The organism is Brinjal little leaf phytoplasma, from assembly GCF_978563805.1.
The window spans coordinates 16,434-36,665 of sequence record NZ_CEAFKD010000002.1 but is presented as its reverse complement, the minus strand read 5'-3'; the positions used below and the strand labels follow the sequence as shown (position 1 = coordinate 36,665).

Below are 20,232 nucleotides of genomic sequence, written 5' to 3'. Positions count from 1 at the left end.
ATTTCTTTCTTTCAAAAATTTTAAAATAAAAATATTGACATTAAATGAATATATTAAATATTTATTTTATAACCTAATCGATCCCCGATATTAATTTTGGTTTCTATATTTTTTAGACTATTTTCTATAAAAATTTTTTCAAAAATTACTTTATTTTTTTTAATAAGTAAAATAATAGTCGATCCTCCAAAAGAAAAACAACCTTTTTCTTGACCTTTTTGAAAGCTAGTAATAGGATGATTATTAATTTTACCCACTAATAAAGCTCCAACTTCGATTTGAATTATTGTACTAAAATTTTTTGTTTCTAAAATATTATATTCTCGACTATTTTCATGAAAAACATTAAAATATTTGAAAGCGATTGGGTTGACAGTATGTAATTTACCTTTTATTTTCTTAATATTTTCTTTTTTTTGAATACCATCATCTATAAAAATATAACGATGATAATCAAAAGGTCTTAGTCTTAAAATTACAAAATAACCTTCTAGGAAAGAGGAAGCTAAAGAATTATTTTTTAAAAGATCGCTTAAATGATAATTAACTCCTTTGATAGAATAAATACTATTTTTTGTAATTGGTAAAATGCTTATTTTTCCTTCGCCTGGACTGATAAAAATCGAAGGATCATGACAAAAAGATATTTGTTTGTATTTACGTATAAAAAAATCATTATAAGAAGAAAATTTTTGTTTATTAAATAATTCTAAATTTATATTATTTTTTTTAATTACTTTTTTAAGATGTAATTTAGAAAAAAAAGATTTTAAATACAAACTACATAATAAATTAAAGATTTTTGAAATACAAATTTTTAAAAGTACTCTTTTCCAAAATCTTTTATTTAAATCAGAATATAAAAAATTTTTATTTTTTTCTTTTTTATTAGGCACCGAATTTTTTTCTTTCTTGCATTAATTTATTAATTTATATTTGTTTTTATTAAAGTTAATATTAATAAAAGGAATAATAAAAAAGAAAATATTAAAAAAATAATATTTTTAGGTTTTTTAAATTTAATTTTATTAAAAACAAATAAAAAAGAACATAATATAATAAAAAACAAATATATGAAATAAAAAAATTGTTTAATTTGTTCTTTGAAATAACCATTATCAAAAGATAATATAACATTTTGAGATAAAATTAAAAAAGGAAATATAACAGAAGCTAAAGTAACCGGTAAACCGATAAAAGCTTTTATATTTTCTTTAGGCGTTTTATAATTGATTTTTTGTTCAGCAAGAATATTGAAATAAGCTAATCTAATTAGAACGGCTAAAATATATACAATACTACTTATAAGAAATAAAAAAGAAAATATTTTGTTATGTTTAAAATTGGCGATGTCTTTTAATATTTTAAATTCTATTAAAATTGGCAAAATACCAAAACTAATAATATCCGCTAAAGAATCTATTTGAATGCCGTATTTTTTTTCTTCTATGGAACGTTTCTTTTTTAAATTACTAATAAAACCATCTAACATATCAAAAATGCCAGATAATAATAAACAAATAGATGCATATGTTATAGGATTTAAATTATTACTATCATCCAAAATAATATAAATACCTAAAAAACCTGTTAATGCATTTAAATAAGTTAAATAAACAGTATAATTATAAAATCCTAAAAACATAAATAATATATATCTCCGATTATGAAATGTTTTTTCTAAATTGTAATAATAATATTTTTAGAATAAACAAATTAATAATTTTTTTCTTTATAATATTTTTTATAAAAAAAGAATTATTATAATCACTTATATATATTCTTTTTTTATTTTTTATTATCTTTTGTTAAACTTCGTCAAACACTTCTTCTTCTATTTTATCGTCGTTGTCATCTAAATTATCTTCATTGTCATATAAAAGATCTGAATCTAATTTTTCTTTTTCTTCATTTTCTTCGTTGTCTTCTTGTTCTTCATTTTCTTCGTGTTCTTTATTTTCTTCTTTTTTCAAATCAAAATCTTTAAAATCTAAAATTTCTTTTTCTATATCTTCTGTTTTGATATTTGTTTCTTTTGTCTCTTTATCGTTTGGATCTAAAAAGTACTCTTGATCCCATAAATTTAAATTATTTTTTTTGATATCCCATAAATCATTGCCACAAAAAACAAAAAGTCCGCTTGAAACAATATCTAAATATAATTGTGAAAAAGTATCTATATCTTTTAAATTAATTTTTTTAATTTTGCAAACATTTTTGATTAATTCTTGAATAGACATTGGCGCTTGATTTTTTAATAAAATTTGATAAGAAATATCAATCATAGAATTTGATTGATCGATATTTTTGTTATTTTTGTCCAAAATTTTTCATCTCCTTTGATAAAAAAAATATTTGTTCATTTTTTAAAATTAAAATTCATAATCTTTCGAAACTTTTGTAAGTAAATCTTTAGAAGCTTTTTCAACTTGTTGTAACACATCATTAAAAGATAATAAAATACTTTCTTGCATTAAATCTAAATTTTTACATAAATCTAAATTTTTAATAAAAACATCAATTACTTGTTTTGTTCCTTGCATAACAATAACAATATCTCCGATTTGTGATGTGAATTCTCTAGATTCTAATTTTTTTTGTTCTATATCAATATTTTCTTGAATTTTTTTTAATTTATTTAACATATTCATATTCAAAAAATCCTTTTAATTAATAATTTCTACTTTTTCATAAGTAAATAAATCCCTGGCTAATTTGACAATAGGGGATTGATTTTGTTCTATATTTAAAACTGAATTTTGTTCATAAAAATCAGTTTTAAAATGAGATAAGTCTAAATCTTTTTTATCTTGAGTTTCTAAAAATTTTAAATAAACAGGTTGTATTATGTTTTCCCAATCTTTATTTAAAACTACAAAATATTCATTAATTAATTTTTGTTTTGTATTTAGAATTTGTTTAATTTTAGTTCTAATATCATTTTTTAATAGCTGTTTATATTCTATTTCGTCTCTACATGACAAAAGAATTTCTTTATTAAAATTTATTAATAATACTTTAGAATTATATAATAATTTAGCGATATTAGCTAATTTAGGAATAGGATAATTTTCTAGTTTTTTCCAACCTTTACAAATTATATCTTTGGTTGAATCATCTGGACATTTTAAAATATTAATAATATTATTTAAAATAGCTTGTTTTAAAGTTATTTCTTTTTCATTTATATCTTTTTTAGACAAAATAGGTAAATTATTTTCTATTTTTTTATTTCTTTTTGTTATTTCATTTGAATTTGGGTTTTTAATCAAATATTTGGATTTTTTTAAAAACTCATTCATTTGAATAAAACTAATAATTAATAAATTTTTTTTATTTTTAGATAACATTAAATTATTTTGTAATTCTAATAATTTTTGAAAAAAAAGGTCTCTTTCGTCGATATTTAAATTTGAAAACAAATTTAAATTTTGATTAGTATTTTTTAAATAATTCATTAATGTTTTTTGAACAAAATCAATGAAATCCTTTAAAAAAAGAACATAATTTATATTTGAATTAAAAATTTCTTCTAAAAAAGAAATAAGAACATTTATATTGTCTTCGAATAAAAGTTTAAATAAATTTTGTATATTTGCTTCAGGAACGATCCCTAACATTTCTACAATATCTTTTTCTTCGATAATATTATTTGTATAAGAACTGACTTTATCTAATAAATTAAGAGCATCTCTTAAACTTTCATTAGAATAAAAAGAAATTTTTTCTAAAGCTTTTTCTGAAATAGGTATATTTTCTAAAGAAGCTATTAATTTTAATTTTTTTTGAATATCTTCAGGAGAAATATTATTTAAATAAAAATATTGAGCACGAGATAAAATGTTTTTAGGAATTTTATTAAATTCGCTAGTGATTAAAATAAAGACTATGTTAGTTAATGGATCTTCTAAAATTTTTAATAAAGCATTAAAAGCGTTTGAAGATAAAACGTGAATTTCATCAATAATATAAACTTTATATTTTAATAAATCAGATTTATAACATAATTTATCTTTTAAGTTTCTGATATCATCTATTCCGCTATAAGATGCTCCATCAATTTCAATAAAATCTAAAGTATTTTTTTGATCTATAGCGAAACATGTTTTGCAATAATTTTGATTATCATTATTTTTTGAACAACAATCTTCTGTTTTAAGAAAAAAAGAACAATTAATAGCTTTAGCTAAAGCTTTCGCTAAAGTAGTTTTTCCTACTCCTTTATCACCGCTAAATAAATAACAATGATGAATTTTTTGATGTTTGATAGCATTTTTTAAAGTTTGTATAATTGTTTGTTGTCCGATTATATTTTTAAAGTTTTCAGGTCTATGTTTGCGATATAAAGTTATATAATTCATATTTTTTTATAAGGCATCCTTTTTTTTATTTTGCGCAATATAAATTTATAAAGTTTGAAAAAATAATATTTATAAAAAAATAATTTTTATTTTGTTTAATAAAAAAATTAAAATTTCAAAATTAATTTTCGCCAGCAATAGTTAAATCTCCTACATAAACGCTAGGACTTCCGAAACCTGATGTTCTAAACACTAAATCATTGGCTATATCTTTTAAATTTAATAAAATATCAAAAAAATTACCTGAAATAACAAGCATTTTGACAGGACTAGTAATTTTACCTTGTTCTATTTTGAAACCAGCCGCTTGAAGACTAAAATCACCACTAATATTATCGATACCTGCGTGTAATCCGATCAAAGAATCAATATAAACTCCTTTTTCAATAGGTTTAATCATTTCTTTAAAAGTTTTATCACCTTCTTTTAAGTAAAAATTAGTCATTGAAATAGAATTGTCAAAACTGTTACCACTAGGTTTTGTATTAAAAAGAAGTGAAGATTTTAAATCGTGTATAAATTCTTGAAAGATGCCTTCTTTAATAATGTTTTTGGTATAGCAAGCTACGCCTTCATCATCAAAACCATATTGAAAAAAAGCTTTATCACATAAAGGATCGTCGATTAAAGTAACTTTAGAAGAAGCTATTTTTAGCCCTTTTTTATCTTTTAATTTGCTTAAATTATAATAAGCTCTCATTCCATTAAAGATACTACTAAATTTATTTAAAAATTTAGCAAAAATTTTATTTGAAAAAACAGTAGGATAAGTTTGAGATTCTAAAGATTGAGATGTTAATTTTTTTTCTCCTAAAGATATTATTTTTTCAGCATATTTAGGAACATCAATTTCATTAAAATCTTTAACTGTGAAATTTTCTAAAATTTCTTCTATTTCTTGATTTTTCTGAAAAATACAAGAAGCGGAAATTGTTAAAAAACTAGCTTTTTCTTTTAAATTTACACCTTTAGAATTAACTATTCGTTTTTGAAAATAATTTTCACTATAAGAAATACTATCTATTTTTTTTAAAAAAATACTTCGGGATAATTCTTTTTCTAATTGAAACATTAAATCATATTTTTTTTGAATATTAATTGTGTCAAAATCAAAATTAGAATCTTTAACTTCAGGATAAACAGGTGACCCCTCAAAAACAAGATCTTTTTCTTTTCTATTTAAAACTGATATTTGATTTTTAAGAATTTTTAAAGTTTCGTTCATTTTGTTTTCATCTATTTTTTCTAAATAGATAGAAGATTTTATATTTTTATATAAACCTTTTATAGTTACTGTTTGAAGATCACTTTTAATATGTTCATGAATTTTACCATCCTCTAAAGTAATCATTTTGTCTTTGTTATCATTAGTTAAAATTTCTAATGCTTCAAAACCATTTTCTGTAGCTGTTTGAAACCATTTTTTATAATTTATATTATTATTAATCATTATTTTTTGCTTCCTCCAACAGTTATTTCTGTAATTCTAATAGTTGGTTGTCCTAAATCTACAGGTACATAACCTGAAACAGAACCGCAATATCCTTGTTTTAAAACTAAATCATGAGCAACACGGTCTATTTTTAATAAAATATCTTGTCCTTTTCCGATTATCATCATGCCTTTTACAAATTTGGTCAATTTGCCATTTTCAATTAAATATCCGGATTTAACTTTAAAGTTGAATTCTCCTGTAGTAGGAGTAACTGTTCCACCACCAAAACTTTCAGCATAAAGACCATATTTAGTATCTTTTATAATTTGTTGAGGATCATCTTTGCCGGCCACAATATAAGTAGAATTCATTCTAGAAGTTGGTGAGTATTTATAAGATTGTCTTCTGGAAGAACCAGTAGGTTTCATTTTCATTTTTAAACTATTACGATAATCAATTAAATAATTTTTTAATATTCCTTTTTCAATTAAAAGGTTTTTTTGAGTCGGGTGCCCTTCATCATCAAAATTTACTTTACCCCAAGAATTTTCAATAGTTCCATCATCATAAGCAGTTACAATGTCTGAAGCTATTTTTTGATTTATTTTATTACAAAAGGGCGAAAGCCCTCTAGCGACGGAAGTAGCTTCTAAAGAATGTCCGCAAGCTTCATGAAAAATAACTCCCCCTTCGCCATTACTTACTATTACAGTCATATTTTGAGGTTTAATTTGTTCAGCTGTTAGTAACATAATTGCTTTTTGCGCTACTTGTTTGGCTTTAGCTTCAAAATCAATAATATTAAAAAGTTCTAAACCCATTGAACGTCCTTCGTTGTTATAAAATTCTTCCATATTTTGCCCATCTTTTGCGATAGCAACCATAGAACAATTAATATAAGGACGAAAATCTTTTTGATAAACACCTTTAGAATTAGCAATTAAAATATTTTGTTCTTTTTCTTCTAAATTAATTATACTTTTTATAATTTTTTCGTCATATTCTTTTATAATTTGAGATAATTTCATTATTTTAGTAATTTTTTCAGAAACAGACCAATTATTAAAAGGAATTTTAATGTTATTATCTATTTTTTTGGATTCTCCAAGAGGAATAATTTCTACGATTTTTTTATTTTTGTTTTCATTAGGATATTCTTCTATCAAAGACAAAATATTTTTATGATTTATTTTATTAGTATAAATATAAATTTCATCCGTTTCTTTTAATAAACGAATTCCTACTCCATAAACATTTCCTGTTTCATATTTAATTACTTCTTTATTCATAATTTTTAATGTAGTAGAAACTTTGTCTTCGAAAAATAATTCAACAAAATCAAAACCTTTCTTTAAACCTTTTTGTAAAATATCTTGTATTTCTTTTTTAGATAACATAAAAAAATAAACTCCTTAAATTTGTTTATATATTGTTTTTATTATTTTTTCATTTAAATAATAAAAAATAAAATGAAATAATTTTATTTTTTAATAAGTTTTAATTATTAAAAAAATTATTTATTTTGGATATGCAAAAGTTTATCTTTGTAATAAATATTATTTTGGGATTGAATTTGTTTAGCTAAAAAAGAAGGAATTTCAAAGACAGTTTTGTTATAAAAATGTTTTATATTACCGATATTTTTACTATAAATATTAAATTTTTCTTTTAATAGTTTTAAAAGTAATGATGGATTGATATTGTCGTCTTTTCCTAAGTTAATAATTAATTCTATCATAGGTTTTTTACCGAATTTATTATTACTGTAATTATTATTAGAATTATTACCGTAATTATTATTCATCCTATTAAATCTATTTGAATTATTATTTTTTTTAATGTAAGAACTTTGAGAATTATTATTTTGCCAAATGTTTGGTTCTTCTATATGTTCGTAATTCTTCTTTTTAGGCGCTAAATGTTCTAAAAGAGCTCCAATAATTTCTTTAGGATCTTTTTGTTTTAATAAATCATCAACAAAAGGATTTTCTTTTATTGTTTCTTTTTGTTGTTCTTCCATTAAATGTAAAATTTCGTCTTGAAAAAATTTATTTTGTTTTTCGCGAACTTCTTCTATCGAAGGAATACTTAAATGAGTTATTTTTTCTTTTAAATAATTCATTAATTTTTTAAATTGAAAAATTTTTCTTAAACTTACAAAAGTATATGCTGAACCTGTTTTGCCAGCTCTACCCGTTCTTCCAATTCTGTGTACATAAACTTCTTCTTCGTGAGGCAAATCATAATTGATAATCATTGTAATGTCTGAAATATCTATTCCTCTAGATGCTACATCGGTAGCAACTAAAATTTTAATATTTTTTTGTCTAAAATTATTCATAACATAATGTCTTTGGTTTTGTTTTAAATCTCCGTGAATAGCATCTACTAAAAAATTTCTTTCTTGTAAATAATTTAAAATTAAATCCACATCTTTTTTAGTATTTGCGAAAATAATTACAGAATCTGGGTTCTTTTGATCTAAAAGACGAACTAAAAGTTTATTTTTATCAAATTCTTTTACAATAAAATAAAATTGCTCAATTGATTTAACAACAATTTGATCTTGTTTAGCTTTTAAAATTTTAGGATTTTTTTGATATTTAGTAGCTATTTCTTTAATGAAAGGAGGCATTGTAGCTGAAAATAAAACAGTTTGTCTTTCTTTTGGAATGTTAGATAAGATAGTTTCTAAAGCTTGTTGGAATCCCATTTTTAACATTTCATCTGCTTCATCTAAAGTTAAAATTTTAACTGATGATAATTCAACTTTTTTTCTTTCTAGTAAATCTATCATTCTACCTGGAGTAGCAATAACGATTTGTGGTTTTTTATCTAAAGCTTGGAATTGTTTTATATAAGACTCTCCTCCATAGACAACAACAGTTTTGATTTCAGGATAGAATTTTAATAGTTTTTGAATTTCTAAAAAAACTTGTAATGCTAATTCTCTCGTTGGACATAATATTAAAGATTGAACTTTTTTTATTTTAGGATCGATTTTTTCAATTATAGGAATACCAAAAGAAAAAGTTTTTCCTGTTCCTGTTTGAGATTGAGCTATAATATCATTCCCTTTTATAAATTCAGGAATAACTAAAGCTTGAATTTGTGTAGGATTTGAAAATTTTAATTCTTCTAAAGCATCCTCAGTTTGTTTTAATAAATTTAACTCTTTAAATAAAATACTCATTTCTTTTTTCCTTTATATTATATATTCAAAAATAAAATATTTATTTTTATTAAATAACATTTTTTTATTTAATTTTATTCTTCAATCAGACAATTATTTTAATTTATTTATTATTTTTAATATTTATAGAAAAAAAATAAATAAATTTATTTAAAATTAAATTATATTATTTAAAATTGTATTTTTGAATAAAAATATAATATAAATTTTAGAAAAAAACATTTTATATTTCGTTTAAAAACTCAATTAAATTTATAAAAATAAATTTTTATTATATTATATGTTGTGATCCAAAAATATTAACTTTAATTTTAATAAAAAAATAATAAATTTATATTTATATATGTCTAAGTCAAATAAATACCTTTCTCTAAATTATACATTATTTTATTAATAAAATAATAATTTTAACATTCTATTTAAATTACTTACATTTTTTTATTAAATAAAATTTAATTTAATTTATTATTGAAAAAATATTTGTTTAGTCCTAATATAGAAGTAAAAAAAATTAAATTATAAAAAATTTTAATAATAATTAAAAGTTATTTTTATATATTTTAAATAATTGGAGTAAAAGTTTGAAATGAACTAAAAGCAATAAAAATATTTATTTTCGTTTGACTCATATGAAAATGAATATTTTTAAATTATAATTATTGAAAAAAAGATATAAAAAAAGATGTTAAATGATGAATAAAATTAAATAAATAGATTGTGAAATTGATATTATTTTAAAAAGAAAAAGATCAAAAAGTTACTATTTTTGAATGTAAATGGATTGATAAAAAAATATGTTTTAATATTATTAAACAATCGGAATTCAAAAAAAGAATATTTAAATAAAATGGTTATGTTTCCAAATTAATGATATTAAATTAGGTTTTTTTTCTAAAAATGGTTTTGACGATGAAACGGCAAAATATATAATCGAATATCTTTGTTTTAAACCTGAAGATTTAATAATATTGATTAATTCAAAAAATTTTATTTTTTTATGAAAATATTTTATTATGTAGATTTTTTGGATTCAGTTAAGAAAGATTTTATGATTTGATAAAAGTTTATGTTATTAATATTGAAGTATTTCAAAATATTTATAAATTTTTTGAAATACTTTATTTTTTTTGTATTATATACAAGATCAATTTTTTTAATATTTTTTTAAATATTTAAAATCAAAGCCGAAGAGTTATAAAAAATTTTAAATTCTTTGAATTAATTTTTAATGACTAATATTTTTTGTTTTTATTATAATTAAATAATTAGAAAACTTAAATATTATTTAAAAATTTTTTTTATTTTTAGCTATTTAATTGTTATAAATTTTTCAATTATTTAATTTTAAAATAAAACTTTATGCACCACAAAACACTTTAAAATTTTTTTATTTATATTTTGGAAAAAATAATAGTGGTTTTGTGTTTTTTTGTTATGTTTATTTTTTGAATAAAGTAAATATAATATAAATTTTGAATTTTTTTGATTTTTTTATCTAAAAAACTATGTATCGATTTAAAAAATTTATAATTTTTTAGAGATAAACGTTGTATTTTTTTAATTTTTATTATTAAGCGTTAAAATATAAATTTTGAAATCACTAAGTTATATTAATTAGTAATTCGTTATTAATTGATTAAGAAAGTATTTTGCAAAGAATAATGTCTATTAAAAAACAATCATTACATAATTATTTTTATTGTTTTATATTTGTTATATTTTTAAGTTTTTTTATTTTTTTAAAATTTATGGAACTACTTTAAAGCCTGATAATGACAAAACTATTATTTATAAATATAAAATTATTGTAAAAGGCGAAAAAGGAGACAAAGGGGAGGAACTAGGAATACCAGGAGAACAAGAAAACCAGGCAAAGTAGGAAAACGAGGAAAAAGAGAAAAAGAAGATCTTAAGGAGCATCAGGCGTTAAAGGAGACAAAGGTTATACAAGGACCACCAGGTAATAGAGCAAAGTTATATACCACAAGGGGTTTTAAAAGGAATAGAAGTAGGAGGAGAACACCACTAGGAAATCATAGAATAACCAGGAAAAGCAAAATAACCAGAAGAATAACCAATAATATATTGATAAGTTAAAACAAAAAAAACACAAGGTAGTATAAATTTTTCAATCGAAAACAAAATAAGGTGTTATGAGTCGTTATTCTCACCTTCTTTTAAATGGCTATGCAAATAAGTGATAATAATTATCTGTGTTGTGTTTTACCCAGAAGAATTTTTTATCTATTTTAATAAAAATAATGATGGCTATTATTCATAATAATTTTTGTTTTTAATAATCAATTTTTTTATTTATTATTTATACAATAAATACGTTTTTTTTCAGTTTTTTGTTATAATAAATTTGATAATTTATAATCAAAATATTTAATTTATTTATTGTTCTTAAGATAAGAATCATTGTGAATTATTTTCTTTTAATTTGGATTTCTTAAAGTTATTATTTTTTTTAATTGATTTTTTTCAAAGGAATTTTTATTTTTTTAAAAAATTTATATTATAATTAGTAATTATTTCATCATTTTTGTACAAAATATTTTAATTATTTTATTATGATATTTGTTTTATCTTTTTCGATACATTATAAATTTATTAAGGAATTTTTATGAAAAAAAATATAAATATAATTCAATTAAAAAAATTAAACTTTAGTTCTCTTTTTATTTCCATTTCTTTAGTTTTATTTCAAATAAATTCAATATATTTGAAGAGTCAAGTGAAAATGCCTTTTATTTATTCTAATTATTGGATTTTTTGGCATTTACCTTTATTTTTTATAGGATTGTTTTTTTCCGTGCGCGATACTTTAATTTTTCTTTTTATTTATATGTTTATTGATGTTAGTTTGTATTCATGCCCTAAATATATTATAGAACTTGCAGCATTAAATTATGAGGGCAATATTACTTTAAAATTTTTTAGACTTTTATCCTTAATTATATTAGGATCTTGCATACCTATTTTAACCCATATATTTGTTTCTATTTTTATAAATTGTCGTAAAAATAATTATAAGAAAATATTTTTTTGTTTTTGTTTAATTGTTTTGTTGCAAAGTATTTCTAGGACTTTTAATGGTTATTTTAATTATTTACCATATCTTATAGAAAATTTTAAAGAAAGCGATTTTATTTCAAACTTTATCCAAAATTCTTCTTTTAACATATTCATATGTCTTTGGGGATTGAATTTGATTCCTATTTTTATTTCAAATTTTTTAAATTTTATTGTTTTTTTTATTATAAAACCTAGAATTATAAAAATTTATGAATTATATTTTCAAAATTATTCTTTTAAATGAGGATTAAATTTTTTGTTCTTAATCATATCAATTTCTTTTTTATAAGGGGGTAAATTTTTTATAAAAGGAGTTTCTAAAATTTTAGGTAAGTGTAAAAAATCGGAATAATAAATAATTTTTATTAAAGCATCAAATCCTATTTGACCATAACCTATATTTTCATGTCGATCTTTTTTGCTGCCTAAATCATTTTTAGAATCATTAATATGAAAAAGAGTTAAATATTTTAAGCCGATAACATTATTAAATTCTTCTATAACTTCGGTAAATTTATTTTTAATATCATAACCTGCATCAAAAACATGACAAGTATCAAAACAAACACCGATTCTCTCTTTGTTTTCTATTAAATCAATAATATCTTTTAATTCTTGGAAACAAGAACCTATTTCTGTGCCCTTTCCGGCCATAGTTTCTAAAGTTATTTTATTTTTTAAATGATTTGTATTTTTTAAAATTTTGTTAATTCCTATTGAAATGAATTTAATAGCTTCTTTTTTGGTTTGTTTTAGATAATTGCCAGGATGTAAAACTACTTGAGGAATTTGTAAATGAGCGAATCTTTTTAATTCATCAGTTAAAAAAGAGATAGCAAAATTTCTTTTTTCTAAAGAAGGATTAGCTAAATTAATAATATAGGGGGCATGACCTGATAAGTCATTTAGAGAAATTTTGTTTTTTTTCATTTCTATTAATGTTTCTTGGATGTAAGTTTGATAGATATTTACTCTTTTAGTATTTTGAGGAGGTCCTGAATAAATCATAAAAGTATTAGAACCAAAAGATAATGCTTCCTTAAGAGCATTTAAATAAAATTCAGGGCTTTTAAATGATACGTGACTGCCTATTTTAATCATTTTTTTTTAGATTTTGAAACCTTTCTTTTTATTTTTTGAATAAATTAAATCAGTTTTTTTCTTTTTATTTTGAATAAAATTATTTTTTTTAGCAGAAGAAAATCTTTTTTTAGGTATATTTTTTTTCACTTCTGTTTCGATTTCACGAAAACTATTTTCAGTTAATGTTATTTTTTGAAACAAAATATTATAATTTTTTTGAATTTTTGTTAAAGAAGGTTGATCTTTTTCATCATAAAAAATAATTACTTTGCCTTCTTTTCCCATTCTTCCTGTTCTTCCGCTGCGATGCTGAAAAAATTCTAAATTTTTAGAAGGCAAATCATAATTAATTACCCATTCAATGTCTAAATCTAAACCTCTAGCTATTAAATCACTAGCCAAGATATATTGATATTTATTTTTTTTAATTTCTGTCATTAAATATTTTCTTTGTTTTGATTTTAAATCAGAGGAAAAATTCAAAATATTCATTTGATGCATTTTTAAACAATTATATATTTTATTTTGTTCTTCTTTTTTAGAAATAAAAATTAAAGCAGAATAAGGATTTAAATTTTTCATTAAATGTGTTAAATCATTTAAGCGCTTGTCTAAAGAACTTTTTAGAAGGTAATATTTTAAATTTAATTTTTGTTGAGAAGTTATATCTAAAAATAAAGATTTTCCAAAATATTTTTGAATAAATGGGTTCATATTATTTGTGATGGAAGCTGAAAATAATAAAATTTTCGGTTTCCATTTTGTTAATAATAGATCTAATGAAGATAAAGATTTTTGTTCAAATAAAGTATCTGCTTCATCTAAGACTAAAAAAGAAGATTTATAAATGTTTAATTTTTTGAAAATGATTGTATACTCGATTAATTTATTTAAAGTAGTTATGATTAAAGGAGGTTGTTTTTTTTCTAAACTTTTTAATATTTTTTCTTTATTCATTCCTCCATAAAGAATTTTGACTTGAGAATTTCTTTGTTCGATTTCTTTAAGCATTTGAAAAACTTGGAAAATTAATTCATTAGTCGGAACAATAATAACTGCTTGAATTATATTTTTGTCCCAATTAATTTTGCTTAAAATTGGTAATAAATAAGCATGAGTTTTTCCTGTACCTGTAGGAGCGCTGCCTACCAAATGATAAGGTTTGTTAAAATGCATGAATACTTCTTTTTGAATTGGAGTTATCTGTTGAAAATTTAATTGTTTTAATTTATTTTTAATATAATTTTCCATTTTTTTATCCTTTTTGATGAAAATAAATAATTTTTAGTATTCTTTTCATTTATATAATTTTATATATAATATAAGTATATATAAAAGTTTGAATTTTGATTTTGTTTTATTTAAATAAGTTTAATTGAAAAATTGATATTTGAGAACAAAAATATTCTTTTATTTTAAAAAAGAAATGAGGTTTAAAAATGAAAAAAAAATTTAATCATAAAAATAAGCAAAAATCAATAAAAAAAAGCAATTCTTCTAATTTGCCGAAAAATAAAGTATCTTGGGTCAGTAAATTCTTTTTAATAATTTTAATTTTTATTTTTCTTTTGCCTTTTTTATTTGGTTTATTTAAATTTATAGAATATATTATCAAATTATCGAAATAAAAAAAGATTTCTTCAAGAAATTAAAAAAAACGAGCTTTTTTTAAAGCTCGTTTGTTTTATATTTATTTTTTCGAACATCTTCATAAATTAAATGCAAAATCTTATTATTGAATTTATATTGTTTATCATCGTTTAAAGTGGAATATTCTTTACTAATTTCAATAGCTTCGTTAATAATAATTTTATGAGAATTTTGTTGTTCTAATAATTCCAAAGTAGCTAATCGAATAATTGCTTTATCTACTTTATTTAATCTATTTATTTCATATCCATATAAACTTTTATTAATGATTTTATCAATTAAACAAATATTTTTTATAATGTATTTTAAAATAAAAGGATTTTTAACTTCATTATTTTGATTTAATTTTTCTTGATACAAATCATATTGATCTTGATAAAAATCGTATTGGTATAAACTAATAATAATACCAAATCTTATTTTTTTCATTTTTTTGGGCAACATAAAAATATTTTTTTAATTATAATAACCTATCATTTAAATTTTTGAAGATAAATTATGTGAAAGCGCTTTGTTTAAATATTGTTCTACTTGTGACCAATTAATAACATTGTAAAAAGCTTCTATATAGTCTATACGACGATTTTGATAACTTAGATAATAAGCATGTTCCCATATATCTATACCTAATAGAGGATGACCGACATTTAAAACTGTATTTTGGTTAGGAGTATTAATGATTTTTAAATTATTTTGAAAATCACAAATTAACCATGTCCAACCGCTACCAAAAAGACTTTTTGCTTTTTCTGTGAATTGATTTTTGAAATGTTCTAAATTACCAAAAGTTTTTTTAATTAATTGGTTTATTTGGAAAGAGTCATTTAAAGTTTCATTTAATTTTAAGATAGTCCAAAAAAAAGAATGATTAAAGTGCCCTCCTCCATTATTTAAGACTATTTTTTGAATTTCTTCATTTGGCAAAGAGGATACATTTGTTAATAGATCTTCTAAATCTTTATTAAAAATTTTGTATTTGTTTAAAACGGTATTTAGATTATTAATATAAATCTGATGATGTTTAGTGTGATGAATGTCCATTGTTTTAGCATCTATAAAAGGTTCTAAAGCGTCATATGAATAATTTAATTTTGGTAATTTAAATAAAACTTCGTTTTTCATGAGTTAGATTTATTTCCTTTCTTGAAAATAATACTTCTATAATTATTTATTATAATTTTTTTTATTAAATAATAATGTTAAGATGAAAATTAAATTTCAATTATTATTTAAATTACAACACTCTTATTATATAATAATGTTATAAAAATATAAAGTGTTGTAAAAATCTAAATAAGTTATTTTGAATGATTATTTTTTAATATAAATTATTAATAAAAGAATTTTTTATGATGAAAATGTTTTTAATAAAAAAAGATTGACACGAATTAAGGATCATAATATAAATCTTATGAAAAATAAAAAAAATGCTTTATTTTGGTTATATAATCAAGATAAAAATCAAGACAAAATAGATTCTACTTTTTTTAATTTGTACGAAATAAAAGCTTTACTGAAATTATTAAATAATCCAGAAAAAAAAATAAAAGTTATTCATGTGGCAGGAACCAACGGCAAAGGTTCTACTGTTTATTATTTAAATGGTTTATTACAAACTAAATTTAAAAAAGTAGGTATTTTTGTTTCGCCTCATATTGAAATATTTAATGAAAGAATTCAAATTAATTCTCAATTCATTTCTGATGATGATTTAATCAAAATAATAAATAAAATTAGACCTTTAATAAGTTATTTAAAACAAAATAATCTTGCTGGCGGTAATATAACTTATTTTGAAATTTTAACCGTTATAGCTTTTGAATATTTTTATTATAAAAAAATTGATATTTGTATTATAGAAGTTGGTTTGGGCGGCGAATTAGATAGTACTAATGTAGTAGAACCTATTTTGACAGCTATTACTACAATTGGTAGAGATCACGAAAGATTTTTAGGCCATAATTTAAAAAAAATTGCCTTAAAAAAAGCAGGTATTATTAAATATAAAATTCCGATAGTTACTGGAAATATTTCTAATATACCTTTAAGTGTGATTTGTGAAAAAGCTAAAGAAAAACAAGCTATTCATTATAAATTTAAAAAAGATTTTTCAATATTTTATTATGGTTTATATAAATGGCATGAGTATTTTGATTTCCGAAATAAAAATTTTAAAATAAAAAAATTAAACACTCCTTTAATAGGTTATTATCAACCGGAAAACGCTTCTATGGCTATTCAAATATTTATTTTAGTTTGCGAATTACAAAAAATTAATTTTACCCGATTAAATATTATTCAAGGATTTCAGAATATTCATTTAAGAGCTAGAATGGAAAAATTACGAGATGAGCCTTTAATTTTTTTAGATGGTGCTCATAATGTTCATTCTATTAAAAAATTAGTTCAAACGATGAATAAAAATTTTATTAATTATAAGATTGATGTTTTATTTACTGCTTTAAAAGACAAGAATATCCTGGATATGTTAAAGCGATTAACTTTGTTAGACAAAGCAAATATTTATTTAAGTGAATTTGAACATTTAAAAAGTCTTCGTTTAAACCCAAAATATAACAAAGTAAATATTCATAAAATATTTAATATTTCTTGTTGGCAAAATAAAGTAAAAGAATTTATAATTCAAAATTCACCTAATAAATTACTTTTAATAGTGGGTTCTTTGTATTTTGCTTCACAAGTACGTCATTTTTTAATGAATTTAAATAAAAAAAATAAATAATTATAATAAATGTTTCAACATCAAAGTATTTAATATAGTATTTAATTTAAATTAAAATAATTATAATAAAAAATATATTTTTTGGCAAATATTTTCATTTTTTTTATTATAATTTAATGAATAATTTATTTAACATAAAATTAAATTAAATTTGTAAAATTTAATGATGCAAAAACAATAATATAAAAAATTTTATAAGGAAGTATTAATTTTTTTTACAAAAATATATTTAAAGATGTGTTGGGATAATTATTACTTTAAATATTAAATTTATTAATATATAATATTTGTAGTAATATTTTTATTTTTTTGTAATATTAAAATAAAATATTTCGATATATTATAATGGAAAGGATAAAATAATCCGATGTTCAGAGATAAAATTAAAATAAATTCTGGTTTAGAACAGATTAAAAATGATTTTTTTACTGTTTCTCAATCTAATATTATTTACCAGAATAGAGTAACACGTAAAGGTATCGCTATAAAAACAATTTTATTGTTATTAGTTTCTGCTTTATCTGCAGGGATAGCTTGTTATTCTTTAGGTACTTATAATTTTTTATTCTTATGTTTTTCATTGGTAACTTTTATATCTTATCGATGGGGAATTAGTTCTATATCAAGTTCTAAAATATGTTCCTTTGTTTATTCGATTTTTAATGGTATTTCTATAGGTTTTCTTTTAGATATATTGAGAATACGTTACGGGAATTTTGCTTTTCAATTGGCTGCATTAGCTTTATTTTCTACTTTTTTCATTTTTTTGGTTGTATCTTATTTGTATTATAATGGATCTTTAGTTTTATCAGCTGATGCTCCATTAGTAAAAAATATGTATTTGATTTTTTTGGTATTATTCGGAGTAGAAATATTTTATTTTTTTGTTTTACTAATTGAATTTTTTTTATTTAGCGGATCTCAAAGTACTTGGTTTTCAATTTTTTTTAATACTTTTTTAGTTATCCCTATTAATTTATTTGTTATATGTTTTTCTGTAGTTATTTTGATTTTACATTTTAATTATGTTGAAGATATGGTTATGAATAGCATGCCAAAAAAATATGAATGGCAATTGTCTTTAGTTTTTACTTTTCTTTTCATATCTATTTTTATAAGAATATTAGATATTTTAATTCGTTTAAAAGAATTATTTAGAGAAAAAGATTAGAAAATAAATTAATTTATTGTTAATGAATAATTTGAATTAAAAATAAAAAAGAAATGTCGAAAATTATAAATAAACAAAACAATTTTATGTTTTTTTATTTTTGCATTTTTTTATAGAAAGTGAGTTTTTTAAATGTCAACAAAAATACGTTTACAACGTTTCGGTAATCATAAAAGACCTTTTTATCGTATAGTTAGTACGGCGTCTCATAATAAAAGAGATGGTAAATTTTTAGAAATTTTAGGTACTTATGAACCATTTCGTAATTCAGTTAATATAAATTTGGAAAAAGTTGAAAAATGGTTATCTTTTGGTTCTCAACCTACCAAAACTGTCGAAAGTTTATTAAAAAGAGCTAAACGACAAAATAAATTAATTTCGAATAAATAATGAAATTCGATATTATTACTATTTTCCCAAATTTTTTCGATAGTTTTTTGAATAATTCTATTATAAAAAGAGCTCAAGAAAAAAAACAAGTTCATATTAATATTTATGATTTGAGGGATTATAGCCAAAATAAGCATCGTCAAATTGATGATACTCCATATGGCGGAGACAACGGCATGTTATTGTCTTTTCCTCCTTTTTATGAATGTTTGCAAAAAATAAAGAAAAATGAACAAACAAAAATTATTTTATTATCTCCCCAAGGTCATTTGTTAAATCAACAAAAAGCTATAAAATATTCACAAAATTATTCTCATTTTATAATTTTGTGCGGTAATTATGAAGGGGTAGATGAAAGAGTTTTGAATTATGTTGATGAAGAGATATCAATAGGAGATTATGTTTTAACTGGAGGAGAATTTGGTGCAATTATTTTAATGAATGTTTTGATAAGAATTTTACCCGGAGTTATTAAAAAAGAGTCTTATCTTCAAGATTCCCATCAAAAAGGTTTATTGAAATATCCTCAATACACTAAACCTCGAGAGTATCAAAATCATAAAGTTCCCTGAAATCCTTTTATCTGGCAATCATGCCAAAATTGTTCGATGGCGCAAAAAAGAAAGTTTAAAAAATACTTTTTTTAAGAGACCAGACTTATTTGATAAAATGAATTTAGATATAGAATCTCAAAAATTGTTAATAGAAATTAAAAAAGAAAAAAACATAAAGGAAAGATAAAAAAATGAATCTAAAGGGCCAACAATTGATTGATTCAATTAATATAAAAAATTTAAGAACCGTTCCTGATTTTAGACCAGGAGATACTGTAAAAGTTTTTGATAAAATTGAAGAAGGTAATAAAACAAGAATTCAAATTTTCGAAGGCATAGTTATTAGACGTAAAGGTAGTTCTATTTCTGAAACTTTTACTGTTAGAAAAGTATATTCAGGAGTAGGTGTAGAGCGTATTTTTCCTGTTCATTCTCCTTGTTATGAAAAAATAGAGATTGTACGTCGTGGTATAGCGCGTAGAGCTAAATTATACTATATTAGAAAATTATCAAATAAAGCTATTAAAATTAAAGAAAAAAAATAAAGATTTATTTTGTTTAATTTTAAATTATG

18 protein-coding genes and 1 pseudogene are annotated in these 20,232 nt (G+C 21.0%); 7 read left to right on the top strand and 12 right to left on the bottom strand.

Annotation, left to right across the window (positions count from 1 at the left end):
* Positions 1-53: 53 nt before the first annotated feature.
* The 8 genes from ACTCUI_RS00750 to ACTCUI_RS00715 form a co-directional block, all read right to left on the bottom strand.
* On the bottom strand, positions 54-896 hold the full coding sequence (locus ACTCUI_RS00750) for a phosphatidylserine decarboxylase (protein WP_463430828.1): 843 nt from the start codon (positions 894-896) through the stop codon (positions 54-56).
* Positions 897-925: 29 nt separating this feature from the next.
* Positions 926-1,645, bottom strand: coding sequence for a CDP-alcohol phosphatidyltransferase family protein (locus ACTCUI_RS00745; protein ID WP_463430826.1), 720 nt, complete (start codon positions 1,643-1,645; stop codon positions 926-928).
* A 163-nt stretch (positions 1,646-1,808) separates the two neighbouring features.
* Positions 1,809-2,324: a DNA-directed RNA polymerase subunit delta gene (rpoE, locus tag ACTCUI_RS00740; RefSeq protein ID WP_463430824.1), complete on the bottom strand. Its 516-nt coding sequence runs from the start codon at positions 2,322-2,324 to the stop codon at positions 1,809-1,811.
* A gap of 48 nt (positions 2,325-2,372) precedes the next feature.
* Entirely contained in the window at positions 2,373-2,651 is a 279-nt protein-coding gene (locus ACTCUI_RS00735) for a YbaB/EbfC family nucleoid-associated protein (RefSeq protein WP_463430822.1), read from the bottom strand.
* Between the two features lie 15 nt (positions 2,652-2,666).
* Positions 2,667-4,361 carry a DNA polymerase III subunit gamma/tau gene (gene dnaX / locus ACTCUI_RS00730; RefSeq protein WP_463430820.1) on the bottom strand — a complete coding sequence of 565 codons (1,695 nt, stop codon included), beginning with the start codon at positions 4,359-4,361 and terminating at the stop codon, positions 2,667-2,669.
* A gap of 121 nt (positions 4,362-4,482) precedes the next feature.
* Positions 4,483-5,811, bottom strand: a complete 1,329-nt coding sequence (locus ACTCUI_RS00725; protein ID WP_463430818.1) for a TldD/PmbA family protein — start codon at positions 5,809-5,811, stop codon at positions 4,483-4,485.
* Positions 5,811-7,193: a TldD/PmbA family protein gene (locus tag ACTCUI_RS00720; protein WP_463430816.1), complete on the bottom strand. Its 1,383-nt coding sequence runs from the start codon at positions 7,191-7,193 to the stop codon at positions 5,811-5,813. The genes ACTCUI_RS00725 and ACTCUI_RS00720 overlap by 1 nt, the downstream gene beginning before the upstream one ends.
* A 116-nt stretch (positions 7,194-7,309) precedes the next feature.
* Positions 7,310-8,989 (bottom strand): DEAD/DEAH box helicase, encoded by a 1,680-nt coding sequence (locus ACTCUI_RS00715; protein ID WP_463430814.1) that lies wholly within the window; start codon positions 8,987-8,989, stop codon positions 7,310-7,312.
* A 1,699-nt stretch (positions 8,990-10,688) separates the two neighbouring features.
* Between ACTCUI_RS00715 and ACTCUI_RS00710 the strand changes: the two genes are divergently transcribed.
* Complete coding sequence (locus tag ACTCUI_RS00710; RefSeq protein WP_463430812.1) at positions 10,689-10,868, top strand: hypothetical protein; 180 nt, start codon at positions 10,689-10,691, stop codon at positions 10,866-10,868.
* A gap of 747 nt (positions 10,869-11,615) precedes the next feature.
* Entirely contained in the window at positions 11,616-12,311 is a 696-nt protein-coding gene (locus ACTCUI_RS00705; protein WP_463430810.1) for a hypothetical protein, read from the top strand.
* On the opposite strand, the gene ACTCUI_RS00700 is transcribed toward ACTCUI_RS00705, so the two are convergent.
* The 4 genes from ACTCUI_RS00700 to ACTCUI_RS00685 form a co-directional block, all read right to left on the bottom strand.
* Complete coding sequence (locus tag ACTCUI_RS00700; RefSeq protein WP_463430808.1) at positions 12,296-13,168, bottom strand: deoxyribonuclease IV; 873 nt, start codon at positions 13,166-13,168, stop codon at positions 12,296-12,298. The genes ACTCUI_RS00705 and ACTCUI_RS00700 overlap by 16 nt on opposite strands.
* A 6-nt stretch (positions 13,169-13,174) precedes the next feature.
* Positions 13,175-14,401 carry a DEAD/DEAH box helicase gene (locus tag ACTCUI_RS00695; protein ID WP_463430806.1) on the bottom strand — a complete coding sequence of 409 codons (1,227 nt, stop codon included), beginning with the start codon at positions 14,399-14,401 and terminating at the stop codon, positions 13,175-13,177.
* Positions 14,402-14,818: 417 nt separating this feature from the next.
* The gene (locus ACTCUI_RS00690) at positions 14,819-15,244 is read right to left on the bottom strand and encodes a transcription antitermination factor NusB (RefSeq protein ID WP_463430804.1); all 426 of its coding nucleotides are present in this window, start codon (positions 15,242-15,244) and stop codon (positions 14,819-14,821) included.
* Positions 15,245-15,277: 33 nt separating this feature from the next.
* Positions 15,278-15,922, bottom strand: coding sequence for a superoxide dismutase (locus ACTCUI_RS00685; RefSeq protein ID WP_463430802.1), 645 nt, complete (start codon positions 15,920-15,922; stop codon positions 15,278-15,280).
* A gap of 289 nt (positions 15,923-16,211) precedes the next feature.
* On the opposite strand from ACTCUI_RS00685, the gene ACTCUI_RS00680 reads away from it, so the two are divergent.
* From ACTCUI_RS00680 to rplS, 5 genes and pseudogenes are all read left to right on the top strand, one after another.
* The gene (locus ACTCUI_RS00680) at positions 16,212-17,543 is read left to right on the top strand and encodes a bifunctional folylpolyglutamate synthase/dihydrofolate synthase (protein ID WP_463430800.1); all 1,332 of its coding nucleotides are present in this window, start codon (positions 16,212-16,214) and stop codon (positions 17,541-17,543) included.
* A gap of 367 nt (positions 17,544-17,910) precedes the next feature.
* Entirely contained in the window at positions 17,911-18,714 is an 804-nt protein-coding gene (locus ACTCUI_RS00675; protein WP_463430798.1) for a Bax inhibitor-1/YccA family membrane protein, read from the top strand.
* Positions 18,715-18,846: 132 nt separating this feature from the next.
* Positions 18,847-19,104 carry a 30S ribosomal protein S16 gene (gene rpsP / locus ACTCUI_RS00670; protein ID WP_463430796.1) on the top strand — a complete coding sequence of 86 codons (258 nt, stop codon included), beginning with the start codon at positions 18,847-18,849 and terminating at the stop codon, positions 19,102-19,104.
* A pseudogene (gene trmD, locus ACTCUI_RS00665) lies at positions 19,104-19,845 on the top strand (tRNA (guanosine(37)-N1)-methyltransferase TrmD). The gene rpsP and the pseudogene trmD overlap by 1 nt, the downstream one beginning before the upstream one ends.
* A 4-nt stretch (positions 19,846-19,849) precedes the next feature.
* Entirely contained in the window at positions 19,850-20,203 is a 354-nt protein-coding gene (gene rplS / locus ACTCUI_RS00660; RefSeq protein ID WP_463430794.1) for a 50S ribosomal protein L19, read from the top strand.
* Positions 20,204-20,232 lie beyond the last annotated feature (29 nt).

Coding starts and splice junctions, on each gene's coding strand:
- ACTCUI_RS00745 (WP_463430826.1), bottom strand. CDS start 1,645: ATGTTTTTAGGATTTTATAATTATACTGTTTATTTAACTTATTTAAAT.
- ACTCUI_RS00700 (WP_463430808.1), bottom strand. CDS start 13,168: ATGATTAAAATAGGCAGTCACGTATCATTTAAAAGCCCTGAATTTTAT.
- ACTCUI_RS00705 (WP_463430810.1), top strand. CDS start 11,616: ATGAAAAAAAATATAAATATAATTCAATTAAAAAAATTAAACTTTAGT.
- ACTCUI_RS00725 (WP_463430818.1), bottom strand. CDS start 5,811: ATGATTAATAATAATATAAATTATAAAAAATGGTTTCAAACAGCTACA.
- ACTCUI_RS00675 (WP_463430798.1), top strand. CDS start 17,911: ATGTTCAGAGATAAAATTAAAATAAATTCTGGTTTAGAACAGATTAAA.
- rplS (WP_463430794.1), top strand. CDS start 19,850: ATGAATCTAAAGGGCCAACAATTGATTGATTCAATTAATATAAAAAAT.
- ACTCUI_RS00685 (WP_463430802.1), bottom strand. CDS start 15,922: ATGAAAAACGAAGTTTTATTTAAATTACCAAAATTAAATTATTCATAT.
- ACTCUI_RS00720 (WP_463430816.1), bottom strand. CDS start 7,193: ATGTTATCTAAAAAAGAAATACAAGATATTTTACAAAAAGGTTTAAAG.
- ACTCUI_RS00735 (WP_463430822.1), bottom strand. CDS start 2,651: ATGAATATGTTAAATAAATTAAAAAAAATTCAAGAAAATATTGATATA.
- rpsP (WP_463430796.1), top strand. CDS start 18,847: ATGTCAACAAAAATACGTTTACAACGTTTCGGTAATCATAAAAGACCT.
- ACTCUI_RS00690 (WP_463430804.1), bottom strand. CDS start 15,244: ATGTTGCCCAAAAAAATGAAAAAAATAAGATTTGGTATTATTATTAGT.
- ACTCUI_RS00715 (WP_463430814.1), bottom strand. CDS start 8,989: ATGAGTATTTTATTTAAAGAGTTAAATTTATTAAAACAAACTGAGGAT.
- ACTCUI_RS00680 (WP_463430800.1), top strand. CDS start 16,212: ATGAAAAATAAAAAAAATGCTTTATTTTGGTTATATAATCAAGATAAA.
- dnaX (WP_463430820.1), bottom strand. CDS start 4,361: ATGAATTATATAACTTTATATCGCAAACATAGACCTGAAAACTTTAAA.
- ACTCUI_RS00695 (WP_463430806.1), bottom strand. CDS start 14,401: ATGGAAAATTATATTAAAAATAAATTAAAACAATTAAATTTTCAACAG.